The 14564-nt window shown below is 59.1% G+C and carries 18 protein-coding genes; 11 read left to right on the plus strand and 7 right to left on the minus strand.

All coding sequences use genetic code 11. The features are described 5' to 3' along the window. Window positions 1-5: 5 nt before the first annotated feature. From ACEN8Q_RS31435 to ACEN8Q_RS31445, 3 genes are all read left to right on the plus strand, one after another. Window positions 6-611 carry an arylesterase gene (locus ACEN8Q_RS31435; protein WP_413428253.1) on the plus strand — a complete coding sequence of 202 codons (606 nt, stop codon included), beginning with the start codon at window positions 6-8 and terminating at the stop codon, window positions 609-611. 56 nt (window positions 612-667) lie between these two features. Beyond that, entirely contained in the window at window positions 668-961 is a 294-nt protein-coding gene (locus ACEN8Q_RS31440; RefSeq protein ID WP_003226812.1) for a hypothetical protein, read from the plus strand. A 1026-nt stretch (window positions 962-1987) separates the two neighbouring features. Continuing rightward, entirely contained in the window at window positions 1988-2962 is a 975-nt protein-coding gene (locus ACEN8Q_RS31445; RefSeq protein WP_413427919.1) for a L,D-transpeptidase family protein, read from the plus strand. 123 nt (window positions 2963-3085) lie between these two features. On the opposite strand, the gene oprI is transcribed toward ACEN8Q_RS31445, so the two are convergent. After that, window positions 3086-3337, minus strand: a complete 252-nt coding sequence (oprI, locus tag ACEN8Q_RS31450) for an outer membrane lipoprotei OprI (protein ID WP_003199355.1) — start codon at window positions 3335-3337, stop codon at window positions 3086-3088. A 639-nt stretch (window positions 3338-3976) separates the two neighbouring features. On the opposite strand from oprI, the gene ACEN8Q_RS31455 reads away from it, so the two are divergent. Then, entirely contained in the window at window positions 3977-4264 is a 288-nt protein-coding gene (locus ACEN8Q_RS31455) for a GNAT family N-acetyltransferase (RefSeq protein WP_057397257.1), read from the plus strand. A gap of 85 nt (window positions 4265-4349) precedes the next feature. Here the strand turns inward: ACEN8Q_RS31455 and ACEN8Q_RS31460 are convergent, their stop codons facing one another. Beyond that, window positions 4350-5426, minus strand: coding sequence for a 3-deoxy-7-phosphoheptulonate synthase (locus ACEN8Q_RS31460; protein ID WP_413427920.1), 1077 nt, complete (start codon window positions 5424-5426; stop codon window positions 4350-4352). A gap of 186 nt (window positions 5427-5612) precedes the next feature. Next, window positions 5613-6056 (minus strand): PilZ domain-containing protein, encoded by a 444-nt coding sequence (locus ACEN8Q_RS31465; RefSeq protein WP_413427921.1) that lies wholly within the window; start codon window positions 6054-6056, stop codon window positions 5613-5615. Between ACEN8Q_RS31465 and ACEN8Q_RS31470 the strand changes: the two genes are divergently transcribed. The 5 genes from ACEN8Q_RS31470 to cysB all read left to right on the plus strand — a co-directional run bounded on the left by ACEN8Q_RS31470 (window position 6055) and on the right by cysB (window position 10009). Then, a complete protein-coding gene (locus ACEN8Q_RS31470; protein WP_413427922.1) occupies window positions 6055-6441 on the plus strand; it encodes a thioredoxin family protein in 387 nt (128 codons plus the stop codon). The genes ACEN8Q_RS31465 and ACEN8Q_RS31470 overlap by 2 nt on opposite strands. Further along, a complete protein-coding gene (locus ACEN8Q_RS31475) occupies window positions 6438-7391 on the plus strand; it encodes a putative 2-dehydropantoate 2-reductase (protein ID WP_413704224.1) in 954 nt (317 codons plus the stop codon). The genes ACEN8Q_RS31470 and ACEN8Q_RS31475 overlap by 4 nt, the downstream gene beginning before the upstream one ends. A gap of 25 nt (window positions 7392-7416) precedes the next feature. Continuing rightward, window positions 7417-8322: a 5'-nucleotidase gene (locus ACEN8Q_RS31480; RefSeq protein WP_008023286.1), complete on the plus strand. Its 906-nt coding sequence runs from the start codon at window positions 7417-7419 to the stop codon at window positions 8320-8322. Between the two features lie 95 nt (window positions 8323-8417). Next, complete coding sequence (locus ACEN8Q_RS31485) at window positions 8418-8921, plus strand: universal stress protein (RefSeq protein WP_008023285.1); 504 nt, start codon at window positions 8418-8420, stop codon at window positions 8919-8921. Between the two features lie 113 nt (window positions 8922-9034). After that, window positions 9035-10009, plus strand: coding sequence for an HTH-type transcriptional regulator CysB (gene cysB / locus ACEN8Q_RS31490; RefSeq protein ID WP_008023282.1), 975 nt, complete (start codon window positions 9035-9037; stop codon window positions 10007-10009). A gap of 9 nt (window positions 10010-10018) precedes the next feature. Here cysB and ACEN8Q_RS31495 read toward each other — a convergent pair whose 3' ends face one another. After that, the gene (locus ACEN8Q_RS31495) at window positions 10019-10501 is read right to left on the minus strand and encodes a transcription elongation factor GreAB (RefSeq protein WP_413704225.1); all 483 of its coding nucleotides are present in this window, start codon (window positions 10499-10501) and stop codon (window positions 10019-10021) included. A gap of 2 nt (window positions 10502-10503) precedes the next feature. Continuing rightward, on the minus strand, window positions 10504-10914 hold the full coding sequence (locus ACEN8Q_RS31500) for a hypothetical protein (RefSeq protein WP_413704226.1): 411 nt from the start codon (window positions 10912-10914) through the stop codon (window positions 10504-10506). A gap of 124 nt (window positions 10915-11038) precedes the next feature. Between ACEN8Q_RS31500 and earP the strand changes: the two genes are divergently transcribed. Then, entirely contained in the window at window positions 11039-12181 is a 1143-nt protein-coding gene (earP, locus tag ACEN8Q_RS31505; RefSeq protein ID WP_413427926.1) for an elongation factor P maturation arginine rhamnosyltransferase EarP, read from the plus strand. A gap of 48 nt (window positions 12182-12229) precedes the next feature. Further along, window positions 12230-12799, plus strand: coding sequence for an elongation factor P (locus ACEN8Q_RS31510; RefSeq protein WP_007983530.1), 570 nt, complete (start codon window positions 12230-12232; stop codon window positions 12797-12799). 183 nt (window positions 12800-12982) lie between these two features. On the opposite strand, the gene ACEN8Q_RS31515 is transcribed toward ACEN8Q_RS31510, so the two are convergent. Beyond that, the gene (locus ACEN8Q_RS31515) at window positions 12983-13999 is read right to left on the minus strand and encodes an alpha/beta hydrolase (protein ID WP_413427927.1); all 1017 of its coding nucleotides are present in this window, start codon (window positions 13997-13999) and stop codon (window positions 12983-12985) included. A gap of 34 nt (window positions 14000-14033) precedes the next feature. Beyond that, the gene (locus ACEN8Q_RS31520; RefSeq protein ID WP_413427928.1) at window positions 14034-14453 is read right to left on the minus strand and encodes an organic hydroperoxide resistance protein; all 420 of its coding nucleotides are present in this window, start codon (window positions 14451-14453) and stop codon (window positions 14034-14036) included. Window positions 14454-14564 lie beyond the last annotated feature (111 nt).

Raw genomic sequence — 14564 nt, forward strand, 5'->3', positions numbered from 1 at the left:
GTCCGATGCGTGTCTGGTTTTTGAGTGCTGGCCTGGCCTTGTTGTGCATGGCCCAAAACGCAGCGGCGGGTACAGTCCTGATCGTTGGCGATAGTATCAGCGCCGGTTTCGGGCTGGATACCCGGCAGGGGTGGGTGTCGCTGCTTGAGCAACGGCTCAGGCTCGAAGGTTTCGACGATAAAGTGGTCAATGCGTCCATCAGTGGCGACACCAGTGCCGGAGGCCGGGCGCGGCTGCCCGCGCTGCTTGCAGAGCATAAGCCGGAGCTGGTGATCCTCGAACTGGGCGGCAATGACGGGCTGCGCGGATTGTTGCCAACGCAATTGCAACAAAATCTTGCGTCAATGATCGACAGCTCCCGGGCCAGCGGTGCCAGGGTGTTGCTGCTCGGCATGCAATTGCCACCCAATTACGGTGCGCGTTACACAAAGGCGTTTGCCGAGGTCTACAGCAACCTGGCCGATGAGAAAAAGATCCCGCTGGTGCCGTTTTTCCTCGACGGCGTGGGCGGCCATCCGGACTTGATGCAGGCTGACGGCATACACCCGGCGGCCGGGGCCCAGGACAAGTTGCTGGAAAATGTCTGGCCTACCCTAAAACCGCTGTTATGACACTTTTCTAGAAGCAGGCTTTCGGCTAAGGTGGCGCCCCCGATTTGGAGCCCCCGATGCCGCGTCCCGCCTGGTCACTCTTTGCCTACCAACTGATCGAGCCTGACGAACAGCTGGATCTGTTCGCCTGCCAGGAAGTGCGGGTACATCTGGTGACCCGTCAACTGGAGTTGGGCGGCTCGGCTGACCGCACCTTGTGCGGCAGCCTGTTGCCGGCGCAGCCTCGCTGGTCGAGTGTTGATCGTCGGGTGTTTCAGGATCAGCGGCTGTGTTCGTTGTGCAGGGCTATTCTTGAGTCGCAGAAGCGTGGGACTTCGCCGATCTGGCCGGAATTGCGTTTCGAGCTTTGATCTGTTGTTGCGGGCTGGTCCTGTTGTTTTGTGTACATATCCGTTTCTTCGGCAATGGCGGCTGATGGTTTCGCCCTTACGGCGACTCACTTTTTTTACAAGCGCCTAAAAAAAGTAAGCAAAAAAACGCTCGCCCCGAACGTCCGGCCCCTCGCTTGGGCTCGGGGTTCCTTCGCTCCGGTGTCCATCCGGGGGCATTGCCCTCCGGTCGGCTTCGCGCGACCTGCATGCAATGAGTTCGACTGCGTCGAACGGCGCTGCGCGCCCATCCCCGGATGAACACCTCCGCTCAGCCTGCCGAGGGGGCGGGTGGATCAAGATCAAGAGCGGCAGGCGAGCTAACGCTCGGCCTGTTGAGTGGTGAGGAGCGTGGGTGTACGCGGCCCTGCTTTTGCTCTGCTCTTCTCTCTTCTGTAGGAGCGAGCTTGCTCGCGATGGTCGTCAACGATAACGCGGGCTGTCTGAATCCCCACGGTGTCCTGGCGTTTTTCGCGAGCAGGCTCGCTCCTACAGGGGGAACGCGTTCAATCGCGATCAGGTCGGCCCGGAGGCCGCCTCGCTTTGGCTTTTGATCTTCTTGCCCCCTCGAGAGGCTTCGTTCCGGTTCTGCGCAGTGGGCAACCCGGCATGGATGCCGGGTTAGCCGCGTACGGCCATGGATGGCCGATCGCGGCGGGCCCACGGAGCAGGACCGGAGCGAGGGAATGCCGAGCCTTGGCGAGGCACCGAACGTCAGGGGCAAGAGCCCTTGGTTACTTGGGGCCGGGCGGCGCTCCGCTTTTCCAAGTAACCCGCCGTAAAGGCGGAACCTTAAGTGGCCGTTGCCGTAGAACCGGATATGTACACCAGTAAAAAACACGTCGCCCAACACACCGCCTTCGTGAGCAGGCTCGCTCCCACACAGGACCGTGGACAATCGCAAAATCGCCTTGCATCGCCTGCAATCGGCTGGTCTCCCCGAAATAACAGACAGCGGTGTACAATCGCTTTCTTATATCTCAGTTGATCATGCGAAGGATTTTCCGGATGTTGTCGCGCTTTCCTGCCGTCACCCGCTGCCTGACTCTCGCCGCCCTTTTTGTGGCCGGTCCCGTTGCAGCATTGGAGTTTCCCCTGCCACCGCCCGGTGAGGACATCATCGGCCAGGTGCAGGTGATCAAGGCCAAGTACGAAGATACCTTCGCCGACCTTGGTACTGCCTACGATCTGGGCTACACGGAAATGGTCGCGGCCAACCCGGGTGTCGATGCATGGTTGCCTGGCGCCGGCACGGAAATCATTCTGCCGACCCGCTTCATCCTGCCACCAGGCCCGCGTGAAGGCATCGTGATCAACCTGGCCGAGTACCGCCTCTACTACTACCCGAAAGGCAAGAACGTGGTGTACACGTTCCCATTGGGGATTGGTCGTGAAGGCTGGGGCTCGCCAATTGCCCACACCAGCATCACCGCCAAGACACCTAATCCGACCTGGACGCCTCCGGCTTCGATCAAGGCCGAGCACGCGGCAGACGGTGATCCGCTGCCCAATGTCGTGCCGGCCGGCCCTGACAACCCGCTGGGGCCGTTCAAGTTCACCCTGGGCACTCCGGGCTACCTGATCCACGGCTCGAACAAGAAGTTCGGTATTGGCATGCGGACCAGCCACGGTTGCTTCCGCATGTTCAACAACAACGTGCTGGAAATGGCGGGCATGGTGCCGGTCGGTACGTCGGTACGGATCATCAACGACCCGTACAAGTTTGGCATGAGTGGCGGCAAGGTCTACCTGGAGGCGCATACGCCGCTGGACGACAAGGGCAACCCGTCGGTGGTCGACAAGCACACCGCGGTCATCAATGCGATGCTCAAGCGTGAAGACATCACCAACAACCTGCGCATGAACTGGGATGTGGTGCGTGATGTGGTTGCCGCTGAAGACGGCCTGCCGGTGGAGATCGCCGTGCCGGGCAACGGCATTGCACCGATGGTGTCGAGCACGCCGATCGACCCGATGCAGTAACGCTTGCAAAGAACCCGTCGACGCGGACCGTGTCGACGGGTTTTTTATTGCCTGGAGAAACCCCGGGCAATAAAAAAGCCGACCCAAAAAATGGATCGGCTTGATAACAATCCCGAAGGATTATTACTTGCGGCTAGCTTTGTCCAGCATGCGCAGAGCACGCTCGTTAGCTTCGTCAGCAGTCTGTTGTGCTTTTTGAGCAGCAGCCAGAGCTTCATCAGCTTTACGGTAAGCTTCGTCTGCACGAGCCTGGGAGCGAGCAGCTGCGTCTTCAGTAGCGGTCAGACGTGCTTCGGTTTCTTTCGATGCGCTGCTGCAACCGGTAGCCAGAACTGCGGCCAGAGCCAGAGCAGAGAATTTCAGAACGTTGTTCATCGTGTTCCCCTTCAAGGACTTTCTATTAAGTAGCTATCTCCTCCGATTGAGGAAATAGCCGGCGTACATACTACCCATTACTTGTAGTAAGTAAAACTGACGTGACGCAAGAAGCAAAAAAAATTGTAGGCGTTGATTCTTTTTCGAGCAACTTTTAACTGAACTGTTTAAAAAATATCCAGCTGCAAGGCCCGTGGCTGAGCGAGCAGGCGAGAAAAAGTTCCTTCGGCACATCGCTCTTTTTCCCAGTCTGGCTAAAGTCGCCTATATGGATTCGTCTACACTTTTGTTCGGCTTTTGCGTAGCGCCTCCCAATATCTTTCTCGATGTTCAGGTGACTTTAACAGCGGGCGCTCGTCTTAAGTCTCAACATCCGGCAATGTTCAGGCTATCGACCCGGAGCGACCTTCGGTCAAGCCATTCCTGCGTGATCCGGAGCAGCACCCGCCAACCTGCATGATGACGAGCGTACCTTGAGCATTTCTGTCAATGGTGCCTACTATTTGTACGTGCCCGGTAGCGCGAGATCGGTGCAGCTCTTCTCGGTGTCCATTCTGGCACGGGGTGGCGTAGATGTTCCTTCGCCGGAAAAACATCGGTAAGGTAGGGGTCGGAAATCCAGACCCGCGAGGAGTAGTGATGAGCGAGGCGTTGTCCATCCACCATGACCAGGCTGGTCATCAGTTCGAGACCATTGTGGACGGTCATCGTGCCTATCTGACCTATATGGATCTGGGGAAGCAGACCCTGGATATCTATCGCACCTTCGTGCCCAACGCATTGCGTGGTCGCGGTATTGCAGCAGCCTTGACCGAGAAGGCGCTGGAGTACGCTGAGGAAATGGGCTACACCGTCATTCCATCGTGCTCCTACGTCGAGCGCTACATGGAGCGTCACCAGCGGCATGCGGCCAAGCTGAGCCAGTGACCTTCAATAAAACGAATGCATGAAAAAACGCCGGGTTCTGCCCGGCGTTTTTTTGTCTGCGCTTTTTGTGCGGCCAATCAGGCGATCAGTTGCGATCGCGTTTGGGCAGCACATCCTTGAGCTTGGCATGCATGCTGCGCAAGGTGTTTTCGGTCGCGGTCCAGTCGATGCAGGCGTCGGTGATCGACACGCCGTACTGCAGGTCGGCGAGGTCTTTCGGGATTGCCTGGCAGCCCCAGTTCAGGTGGCTTTCAACCATCAGGCCGATGATCGACTTGTTGCCTTCGAGGATCTGGTTGGCGACGTTTTCCATCACCAGCGGTTGCAACGCCGGATCCTTGTTGGAGTTGGCGTGACTGCAATCGACCATGATGTTCGGCTTGATTTTCGCCTTGTTCAGCGCCTGCTCGCAGAGCGCAACGCTGACCGAATCGTAGTTCGGCTTGCCGTTGCCGCCGCGCAGCACCACGTGACCGTAGGCGTTGCCCTTGGTGGTCACGATCGACACGCCGCCTTCCTGGTTGATGCCCAGGAAGCGGTGCGGGCTGGAAACCGACTGCAAGGCGTTGATCGCTACGGTCAGGCCGCCATCGGTGCCGTTCTTGAAACCGACGGCCGAGGACAGGCCGGACGCCATTTCACGGTGAGTCTGGGATTCGGTGGTACGCGCGCCGATGGCCGACCAGCTGATCAGGTCCTGCAAGTATTGCGGGGAGATCGGGTCGAGGGCTTCGGTAGCGGTTGGCAGGCCTTTTTCGGCCAGGTCCAGCAGCAACTGGCGACCGATGTGCAAGCCGTCCTGGATCTTGAACGAGTCATCCAGGTACGGGTCGTTGATCAAGCCTTTCCAGCCGACGGTGGTACGTGGCTTCTCGAAATACACGCGCATGACCAGATACAGGGTATCGGACACTTCGGCAGCGAGAACCTTCAGGCGGTCGGCATATTCGTGGGCGGCCTTGATGTCGTGGATCGAGCAAGGCCCGATGACGACGAACAGGCGGTGGTCGGTGCCATCCAGAATGTTGCGAATGACTTCGCGGCCCTTGGTGACGGTGCGCAGTGCGGCGTCGCTCAGGGGAATATCGCGCTTGAGCTGATCGGGAGTGATCAGTGTCTCGTTGGAGGCGACGTTTAGGTCGTTGATCGGTAAATCAGCCATCGTTTACTCGTCAGGTCACGGGTGCCGGCCGCCAGCGAACCCGCGCGGCGGAGCACAGCAAATTAAGCGCGTCGGGAAGCCGAACCTTAGCGCGTTACACCGTGGCTCGACAATGGGCAGACACCGGTTTAGGGGCCATTCTCGCTCAGTTTCCCCAACGTGACCGGCAAACCCTGGGCAATGCCCCTAATCCGGCACAGGCTCGGCAAAAGCCTTGCGTACCGATTCGTGAGAGAACTCGTCGGCATGCTCCTGGACCCATTCCAGAGCCAGGGCCTGGATATCCTGCAAGTCGTCGTGGGCGTCATGCAGGCGGCAGTAGCGCTCGATCTGGCACACCTGCTCGCCCATTCGGGCGCTGAACAGCATTTGTTCATCAACGAAGGCGATACCCACCAGATAACCGCGTTTGCGCCGCAGGCACCAGGCGACATAGCCCAGATAGCGCATGTCCGGGTTCACGGTCGGCATGCGGACTTCCAGTGCGGTGCCGTAGCGCCACGCGCGGTGATAATTGCAAGCCATGCCCCCGAGACTGATAGTGTGCAGCTGTCGTCGCGAAATACACTCAGGTTTCAGCAACGTTAATTCGACGGGCACATCGTCAGGGTGAGGAATAAAACGTCCCATGAACACAGACTCCATGTGTCGGCCATCTGACATTGTTCTCCCCAGTATAGTGGTCGAATTGGAACTGACCGATTTTGACGCCGACCAACGGCTGCTGGCGATGAGCGGTGTTTCGCTGGTTATTTTCACCAGTGTCGGCTGCGCCGGTTGCCGTTTTGCCCGTGAGCAATTGCCGGTACTCGATCTGGCAGTCGATCGACTGTGCTGGATCGATGCCGGCAATAACGGCGGGGTGGTCGAGCGTTATCAGGTCTTTCACTTGCCGGCGCTGTTTGTTGTGCGCGACGGCGAATTCTTCGGAGCACTGAAATCGCGTCTGACCGACACCGAGCTCAATCGGGCCGTGCGCCAGGCGCTGAGTCGAACAGCAGAGGAGTTGCCATGATGGGGACAGTTGCCAGGCCGACGATCGGCATTATAGGGACCGGCGCAATCGGCGGTTTCTACGGGGTGATGCTGGCGCGTGCCGGTTTTGATGTGCATTTTCTGCTGCGCAGCGAATTCTCCGCGGTGGCCGGGCATGGGTTGCGAGTCGATAGCGCGCCCCACGGCGCACTTACGTTGAACCCGGTGCAGGCTTATTCGAACGCCGAGGACATGCCGCCCTGCGACTGGCTGCTGGTGGGCGCGAAAACCACCAGCAATGCAGGCCTGGCACCCGCCATCCTGCAGGCGGCGGCACCGAACGCCAAGGTACTGCTGTTGCAAAACGGCCTGGACGTTGAAGACAGCCTGCGCGAGTTGCTCCCCGATTCGCTGCATGTGCTTGGCGGGCTCTGCTACATCTGCGTCCATCGTGAGGCGCCGGGCGTCATCACCCACCAGGCGCTGGGCGCGGTGCATGTCGGTTATCACAGCGGTCCCGCCGATGGGCCGACGCGTAGCGCAATCGTCGAGGAGGGCGTCGGTCTGTTCCGCAGCGCCGGCCTCGATTCCCAGGCCATGGCGAACCTGCATCAGGCGCGTTGGCAAAAACTGGTCTGGAATATCCCTTACAACGGGCTATCGGTTTTGTTGGGAGCGAGCACCACACCGTTGATGGCGGATGCCGACAGTCGCGAACTGATCAAGGCGCTGATGGCCGAAGTGGTGCAAGGCGCAGTCGCGTGCGGGCACGATGTACCGGCGGGGTATGCCGAGCACTTGTTCATGGTCACCGAAAAAATGCCCGACTACTGGCCGAGCATGTATCACGATTTCCTGCACAAGCGGCCGTTGGAGCTGGCCGCAATCTACGCCCGGCCACTGGCGGCAGCCAAGGCCGCGGGGTATGAAATGCCGCGCATCGAGGCTTTATATCGCAGCTTGAGTTTCATTGATCGACGCAACACCTGAATCGACCGACCTGAGGGGGAAGGGCATGCCGAAGACAATTGACGACAAGCTGGTGCTGGCGATTTCTTCGCGGGCGCTGTTCGACCTGAGCGAAAGCCACAAGGTCTATCTGTCGAGCGGCGTCGAAGCCTACCGGCAGTATCAGATCGAACACGAAGACGAGATCCTCCAGCCCGGCGATGCCTTTCCATTGGTGCAGAAACTCCTGAACCTCAACAACAGCCTCGGCCGCGCCCGGGTCGAGGTGATTCTGGTGTCGCGCAACAGCGCCGACACCGGGCTGCGGGTGTTCAACTCGATTGACCACTACGGACTGGCGATTTCTCGTGCGGCATTTGTCGGCGGGCGCAGTCCGTATCCCTACCTCAAGGCCTTTGGCTGCGACCTGTTTCTCTCGACCCACGCCGAAGACGTACGCAATGCACTGGACGCCGGTTTCGCGGCAGCGACCATTCTGTCGGGTGGTGCCAGCCGTGCGGCCAGCGACGAGCTGCGCATTGCCTTCGACGGAGACGCGGTGCTGTTTTCCGATGAGTCGGAGCGCATTTATCAGGCCGGTGGTCTGGAAGCGTTCCAGGCCAGCGAGCGTGAGGCCGCCCGCGAGCCGTTGCGCGGAGGGCCGTTCAAGGGCTTTCTTGCGGCTCTCAATCTGTTGCAGCGTGAGTTCCCGGAGGACGCCTGTCCGATCCGCACCGCGCTGGTCACGGCGCGATCGGCGCCGGCCCATGAGCGGGTCATTCGCACGTTGCGCGAATGGGACATCCGTCTCGACGAGTCGCTGTTCCTTGGCGGCCTGACCAAGTCAGCCTTTCTCGAAGCCTTCGCGGCCGATGTGTTTTTCGACGATCAGGCCGGTCACTGTGAATTGGCCCGTGAAGTCGTCGCCACCGGTCACGTGCCACATGGCATAAGCAATGAGCAAAAGGTTTAAGCCCGCCATTCAATGCGTTGCGCCGGACGTCGCAGTCGCCAAGGCACTGCTAAGCTGAATCAAATCTCCGCCATGTTGGCAGTTGAGGAGGTCATATGATTCGTTCGATGCTGTATGCCACAGACCTTGGCCTGTACGCGCCCGTGGTGATGCAGCATGCCCTGGAGCTGGCCCGGACCTTCAATGCCAATTTGTATGTCGTGCATGCGGTTGAACCCATGGGGTTGTTTGCCGAATCGGTGCTGCAAAGCTATCTCGATGAGCAGGCGCTGAATGAGTTTCACAGCCAGGGCCTGAATACGGTGATTGCCAGTATCGAACAGCGGGTGCTCGACAGTTTTCGTGAGGAGCTGGGGGATGAAGGGGAGCACGACCTGGAGCGGATTCAGGCGGTACGGGTGTTGCAGGGCGACCCATCGCAGGTGATTTTGGACCAGGCGCAGAAACTCTCCGTGGATTTGTTGATCGTAGGAAGTCACAGCCACGGTGCCGGTGCGGAAACGCCTTTGGGCCGAACCGCCGCCCGCGTGTTGCAACTGTCCAAGGTGCCGGTCTATCTGGTGCCGCTGGTGCAACGTCGCCGCCAAGGGGATCTCTAGAACACGAATAGTGGCAGTCTGATAAAAAAGTTCTAGATTTATTCTTCATGCCATTAATATAGTTATATACCGTCGCTGATGCCCGTGGCGTCTACCTGCTTTGAGGGATTCATATGAAGCTTCAACAATTGCGCTACATCTGGGAAGTGGCGCACCACGACCTCAACGTTTCCGCTACAGCCCAAAGCCTTTACACCTCTCAACCGGGCATCAGTAAACAGATCCGTCTGCTGGAAGATGAACTGGGCGTCGAGGTTTTTGCTCGCAGTGGCAAGCACCTGACCCGGGTCACCCCGGCCGGTGAACGCATCATCACCACCGCCGGCGAGATTCTGCGCAAGGTTGAAAGCATCAAGCAGATCGCCCAGGAATTCTCCAACGAGAAGAAAGGCACCCTGTCGATTGCCACCACCCACACCCAGGCGCGTTATGCGTTGCCGCCGGTGATCAGCAATTTCATCAAGCAATACCCGGACGTCGCCTTGCACATGCACCAGGGATCGCCGATGCAAATCGCCGAAATGGCCGCTGATGGCACCGTGGATTTCGCCATCGCCACCGAGGCGCTCGAACTGTTCGGCGATCTGGTCATGATGCCGTGCTACCGCTGGAACCGTTGTGTGGTCGTGCCTCAGGGCCATCCGTTGACCAAGTTGTCGAAGCTGACCCTCGAAGCGCTGGCCGAATACCCGATCGTGACCTACGTGTTCGGTTTTACCGGCCGTTCGAAACTCGACGAAGCGTTCAGTCATCGTGGCCTGACGCCGAAAGTCGTGTTCACCGCCGCCGACGCTGACGTGATCAAGACCTATGTTCGCCTCGGGCTGGGCGTGGGCATCGTGGCGAAAATGGCCGTCGACCCCAAACTCGACAGCGACCTGGTCGTGCTCGATGCCAGTGAGTTGTTCGAGTCCAGCATCACCAAGATCGGCTTCCGTCGTGGCACCTTCCTGCGTGGTTTCATGTGCGACTTCATCGAGAAGTTCGCGCCGCACCTTACTCGCGAAGTCATGGCCAAGGCCATTCAGTGCCACAACAAGCAGGAACTGGAAGAGCTGTTCGACGGCGTCGAACTGCCCGTTCACTGATAGAGTGCCCTAAACCACCTCGGTGACAGCGAACTGTTGCCGAGCACCCGCCACCATGATCTCCACCCCATCGCCCGCGAACTTGCCCAGCAGGCTTTTGCCCAGCGGTGAGCGCGGGGTGATGACGGTAATCAGTTGCCCCACCAGATCGACCTTCAGCCCGGCCGCATCGGGGGCGAGAAACAGCCATTGTTCGCGGCCCTTTTCGTCCTCGAGCCCGAGCAACGCACCCACTTCGATGCCCCGCTGATCGTCATACGGGCGCAGGGCCAGGTTCTGGCAGAGGGTCAGTGACTGGCGAATCTCCTCGACCCTTCTGGTTTGTCCGGCCGCGAGATACGAAGCCTCCAGCCCCAGGGTGTCGTACTTGTTCTCGGCGATGTTTTCTTCATGGGTCGCCGTTTCGTAAGCGGTTTGCGCGGCCCGTTCGGCGATGTCGAGATCGATCCGTAGCCGGTCGAGAATCAGTTGGTGGACGCTGTGTTTATTCATGATCAATCGCAGAATTGCAGGACGTTGGCGCGGCTTTTTTCGCTGGGAGCAGTCCGGTCCTGTTGCAGCCAGAACTGACAGCTTGGATTGGACAGGTTGCGACTGCTGCTACGGGCCTGATCGAGCCGTTGCTGCTGCTCGTTCTTGCGCAGGTTTTCTTCGTATTGCCCGAACAGCGGGCTCTGGGGCGGGATGTCCGGCACCGGTTGAACCACCATCGGTGGTTTGGCCAGTTGCTCCACAGCCGCCGCTACAGGCGCCAGTTGTTCACTGAAAAGCAAGCGCGAAGCGAGCCAGCAGGTCAGCACAATGGCAATGAATCCCAGCCACATGCCGAGGGCGATGCTGCCGGTCAACTGCAGGGCGCTCAGACGAAATGGGAAGGATCGGCGCGGAGCGGGGCGGTGGGGCATGGTTGCCTCATGGCGAAAGGTCACTGGAGAGCGGTGATTGTCGCATGAAGAATAATCGCCGTCGGCTCTTCTGCACGGGGTAATTTATGCGGACAATCGGCGCCTTTGCCAACGGGAGCCTGGAATGCCTGAATTGAAAACCCGCTGGGATATTTTTTGCACCGTGGTCGATAACTTCGGCGACATCGGCGTGACCTGGCGACTGGCCCGGCAACTGGTGGCCGAACATGGACTGGCGGTACGTCTATGGGTCGATGATCTGCGAGCATTCGAGCGCCTTTGCCCGGAAATCGACATCCACGCTGCGCAGCAGTGGCAGCAAGGCGTCGAAGTGCGGCAATGGCCAGCCGAGTGGCTGCCGACGGAAGCCGCCGATGTGGTGATCGCCGCATTCGCCTGCCAATTGCCGAGCGCCTATATGGACGCCATGGCCGAAAGGGAAAAGGCGCCGCTGTGGATGAACCTCGATTACCTGAGTGCCGAAGACTGGGTGATCGGCTGTCACGGTCTGCCGTCGGTGAAGTACAAAAGCGTACAGAAGTTCTTTTTCTTTCCGGGGTTCCAGAAGGGCACGGGCGGGTTGATACGCGAGCGCGGGTTGCTTGAACGTCGTCGGCAGTTTCAGCAAGACCCGCAGGCTCAAAGAGAATTCCTGCAAAGTATGGGAATTGATCGTGCGCCCGGTGCGCAGTTGATCTCATTGTTTGCCTACGAAAACACCGGGCTGGCCAGTTGGCTCGATGCGATGGCAGGCGATTCGACGTCCACTCATCTGCTGGTACCGGAAGGGCGGATTCTCGGCGATGTCGAGCGTTGGCTCGGTGTGGAGGGGCTGGCGGCCGGTGCCGTGCATGTGCGTGAAGCCTTGACCGTGCAAGTACTGCCATTCGTCCGTCAGGACCAATACGACGGGTTGCTGTGGTGCTGCGATTTCAACGCCGTGCGCGGCGAAGACTCCTTTGTGCGCGCACAATGGGCCGGCCGGCCATTTTTGTGGCACATTTACCGGCAGGAAGAAGATATCCATCTGGACAAACTCGACGCCTTCCTCGAACTCTATATAAAGGGGCTTTCGGACCCGGCGCGGGAGGCGATCAGCGGTCTCTGGCGGGCGTGGAACGCCGGTGAGAAAATGACCGACCACTGGCAATTCACCCGTAAACACTGGCCAGAGCTGGAAAAACACGCTGAGGCATGGTGTCTGGAACAGGCCTTGCAGGCGGATCTTGCCACGGCGCTGGTACAGTTTTATGGAAATTGGATATGATACGCGGCCTAGATTTTTGTAAATCCCATCCAAATTCGGATATTCGCAATGAAAACTGGTAAAGAACTCAAACCCGGTACCGTGATCCGTATCGACAACGATCCTTGGCTGGTTCAGAAAGCTGAATTCACCAAGTCCGGTCGTAACAGCGCGATCATGAAGACCAAGCTGAAGAACCTGCTGACCGGCTACAAGACCGAAACCGTATACGGTGCGGACGACAAGCTGGACGACGTGATCCTGGATCGCAAAGAAGCGACCCTGTCCTTCATCAGCGGTGACTCCTACACGTTCATGGACACCACCGACTACACCATGTACGAGCTGAACGCCGAAGACATCGAAGCCGTTCTGCCGTTCGTTGAAGAAGGCATGACCGACGTTTGCGAAGCCGTGTTCTTCGAAGGCCGTCTGGTTTCCGTAGAACTGCCGACCACCATCGTGCGTCAGGTTGCCTACACCGAAGGTTCCGCTCGCGGCGACACTTCCGGCAAGGTGATGAAGCCTGCCAAACTGAAGAACGGTACCGAGCTGTCGGTTGCTGACTTCATCAATATCGACGACATGATCGAGATTGATACCCGCGAAGGCGGTTCCTACAAAGGCCGTGCCAAATAAGCACAGCTTCAGGAATGAAAAAGCCCGACCATTGAGTCGGGCTTTTTTGTGCCTGAAACACTCGACCCTCTGTAGGAGCGAGCTTGCTCGCGATGGTCGTTAACGATAACGCGGGCTATCTGAATGCCCGCGTTGTCTGGGCGTCCATCGCGAGCAAGCTCGCTCCTACAGGGTGGGGCGGTGTTACTTCTTCAGGTGTTGTTTCAGTTCTTCAGACGCCTGCAGCATCGCCGAACGCACCGCTGGCACCTGGCTCACCACGTTGAGCAAACCGTAGTCGTGGATCATGCCGTTGTAGCGAACCGCAGTGACCGGCACACCGGCCTCGTCCAGTTTGCGGGCGTAGGCTTCGCCTTCGTCGCGCAACACGTCGGCACCGGCGGTCTGCACCAGCGCTGGAGGCAATCCCTTCAACTGGGCGGTGGTCGCGCGCAGAGGGGAGGCGTAGATCTCGTTACGCTGATTGGCGTCGGTGGTGTAGTTGTCCCAGAACCACTTCATCGCATTTTTGGTGAGGAAGTGCCCTTCGGCAAACTGGTTGTAGGACGCGGTTTCGAAGCTGGCATCAGTCACCGGCCACAACAGCACCTGGAATTTGATCGCCGGTGTGCCCTTGTCCTTGGCCATCAGCGCAACCACGGCCGCCATGTTGCCGCCGACACTGTTGCCGGCCACCGCCAGGCGCTTGCCATCGACGTTGATCTCTTTACCGTGCTCGGCCACCCATCGGGTCGCCGCGTAAGCCTGATTGATCGCCACCGGATAATGCGCTTCCGGCGACGGCGTGTAGTTCACGAACACGGCCGCCGCACCCGAACCCGTTACCAGGTCACGCACCAGCCGCTCGTGGGTCGGGAAGTCTCCCAGTACCCAGCCGCCGCCATGGAAGAACATGAACACGGGCAGCTCACCCTTGACCCCGGCCGGCCGGACGATGGTCAGGCTTAGCGGTTGGCCGTCGACTTGAATGGTCTTCTGGCTGACATCGGCCTTTGGCAGTGTCAGTTTCACCCCGGCCTGCGCACCCACCAGCACGGCGCGGGCATCTTTCGGGCCGAGCTGTTCAAGCGGTTTGCCGGTGCCGGCATTCAGCACATCGAGGAACGCCTGGGTGTTGTGTTCAACGCCATCACCCGCGAATGCGCCGTTGATCGACAGGGCGAGAAGGGTACCGGTCAAGACTTTGCTGAAAGTGTTCATGTTCGTTTCCTGTTCGGGCCTGAGTGGTTGGCGGTCAGACGGTCACGTGCAGGCGCACATCGACGTTGCCGCGGGTGGCGTTGGAGTACGGGCAGACCTGGTGGGCCGCGTCGACCAGTGCTTGGGCATCGGCTTGTTCCAGACCCGGCAGGCTGATGTGCAGGTCGATGTCCAGGCCGAAGCCACCAGGGATCTGGCCGATGCCGACGTGGGCAGTGATCGAAGCGTCGTTCGGGATGCTGCGCTTGGTCTGGCTGGCCACGAATTTCAGGGCGCCGATAAAGCAGGCGGAGTAGCCGGCAGCAAACAGTTGCTCGGGGTTGGTGGCTGGGCCGCCAGCACCGCCGAGTTCTTTCGGAGTGGCGAGTTTTACGTCGAGGATGTTGTCACTGGAAACCGCACGACCGTCACGGCCACCGGTGGAAGTTGCGATTGCGGTGTAGAGAGTTTGCATGGTGAAAGCCTCGTTCAGGGTTTGTGTATTTGTGCTAAATGTTTGCGCGCTAAGTAAGTGCGAAATAAATGTATCGCTCTAATATTTAGTGCGCAAGATAAATTTTCAAAG

The sequence above is a fragment of the Pseudomonas sp. Pseusp16 genome (genome assembly GCF_047324915.1).
Lineage (GTDB): Bacteria > Pseudomonadota > Gammaproteobacteria > Pseudomonadales > Pseudomonadaceae > Aquipseudomonas > Aquipseudomonas fluorescens_CD.

Excerpts from the sequence above, each read along its gene's own strand:
- ACEN8Q_RS31435 (WP_413428253.1), top strand. The coding sequence starts at position 6 with ATGCGTGTCTGGTTTTTGAGTGCTGGCCTGGCCTTGTTGTGCATGGCC.
- ACEN8Q_RS31440 (WP_003226812.1), top strand. The coding sequence starts at position 668 with ATGCCGCGTCCCGCCTGGTCACTCTTTGCCTACCAACTGATCGAGCCT.
- ACEN8Q_RS31445 (WP_413427919.1), top strand. The coding sequence starts at position 1,988 with ATGTTGTCGCGCTTTCCTGCCGTCACCCGCTGCCTGACTCTCGCCGCC.
- oprI (WP_003199355.1), bottom strand. The coding sequence starts at position 3,337 with ATGAACAACGTTCTGAAATTCTCTGCTCTGGCTCTGGCCGCAGTTCTG.
- ACEN8Q_RS31455 (WP_057397257.1), top strand. The coding sequence starts at position 3,977 with ATGAGCGAGGCGTTGTCCATCCACCATGACCAGGCTGGTCATCAGTTC.
- ACEN8Q_RS31460 (WP_413427920.1), bottom strand. The coding sequence starts at position 5,426 with ATGGCTGATTTACCGATCAACGACCTAAACGTCGCCTCCAACGAGACA.
- ACEN8Q_RS31470 (WP_413427922.1), top strand. The coding sequence starts at position 6,055 with ATGAACACAGACTCCATGTGTCGGCCATCTGACATTGTTCTCCCCAGT.
- ACEN8Q_RS31465 (WP_413427921.1), bottom strand. The coding sequence starts at position 6,056 with ATGGGACGTTTTATTCCTCACCCTGACGATGTGCCCGTCGAATTAACG.
- ACEN8Q_RS31475 (WP_413704224.1), top strand. The coding sequence starts at position 6,438 with ATGATGGGGACAGTTGCCAGGCCGACGATCGGCATTATAGGGACCGGC.
- ACEN8Q_RS31480 (WP_008023286.1), top strand. The coding sequence starts at position 7,417 with ATGCCGAAGACAATTGACGACAAGCTGGTGCTGGCGATTTCTTCGCGG.
- ACEN8Q_RS31485 (WP_008023285.1), top strand. The coding sequence starts at position 8,418 with ATGATTCGTTCGATGCTGTATGCCACAGACCTTGGCCTGTACGCGCCC.
- cysB (WP_008023282.1), top strand. The coding sequence starts at position 9,035 with ATGAAGCTTCAACAATTGCGCTACATCTGGGAAGTGGCGCACCACGAC.
- ACEN8Q_RS31495 (WP_413704225.1), bottom strand. The coding sequence starts at position 10,501 with ATGAATAAACACAGCGTCCACCAACTGATTCTCGACCGGCTACGGATC.
- ACEN8Q_RS31500 (WP_413704226.1), bottom strand. The coding sequence starts at position 10,914 with ATGCCCCACCGCCCCGCTCCGCGCCGATCCTTCCCATTTCGTCTGAGC.
- earP (WP_413427926.1), top strand. The coding sequence starts at position 11,039 with ATGCCTGAATTGAAAACCCGCTGGGATATTTTTTGCACCGTGGTCGAT.
- ACEN8Q_RS31510 (WP_007983530.1), top strand. The coding sequence starts at position 12,230 with ATGAAAACTGGTAAAGAACTCAAACCCGGTACCGTGATCCGTATCGAC.
- ACEN8Q_RS31515 (WP_413427927.1), bottom strand. The coding sequence starts at position 13,999 with ATGAACACTTTCAGCAAAGTCTTGACCGGTACCCTTCTCGCCCTGTCG.
- ACEN8Q_RS31520 (WP_413427928.1), bottom strand. The coding sequence starts at position 14,453 with ATGCAAACTCTCTACACCGCAATCGCAACTTCCACCGGTGGCCGTGAC.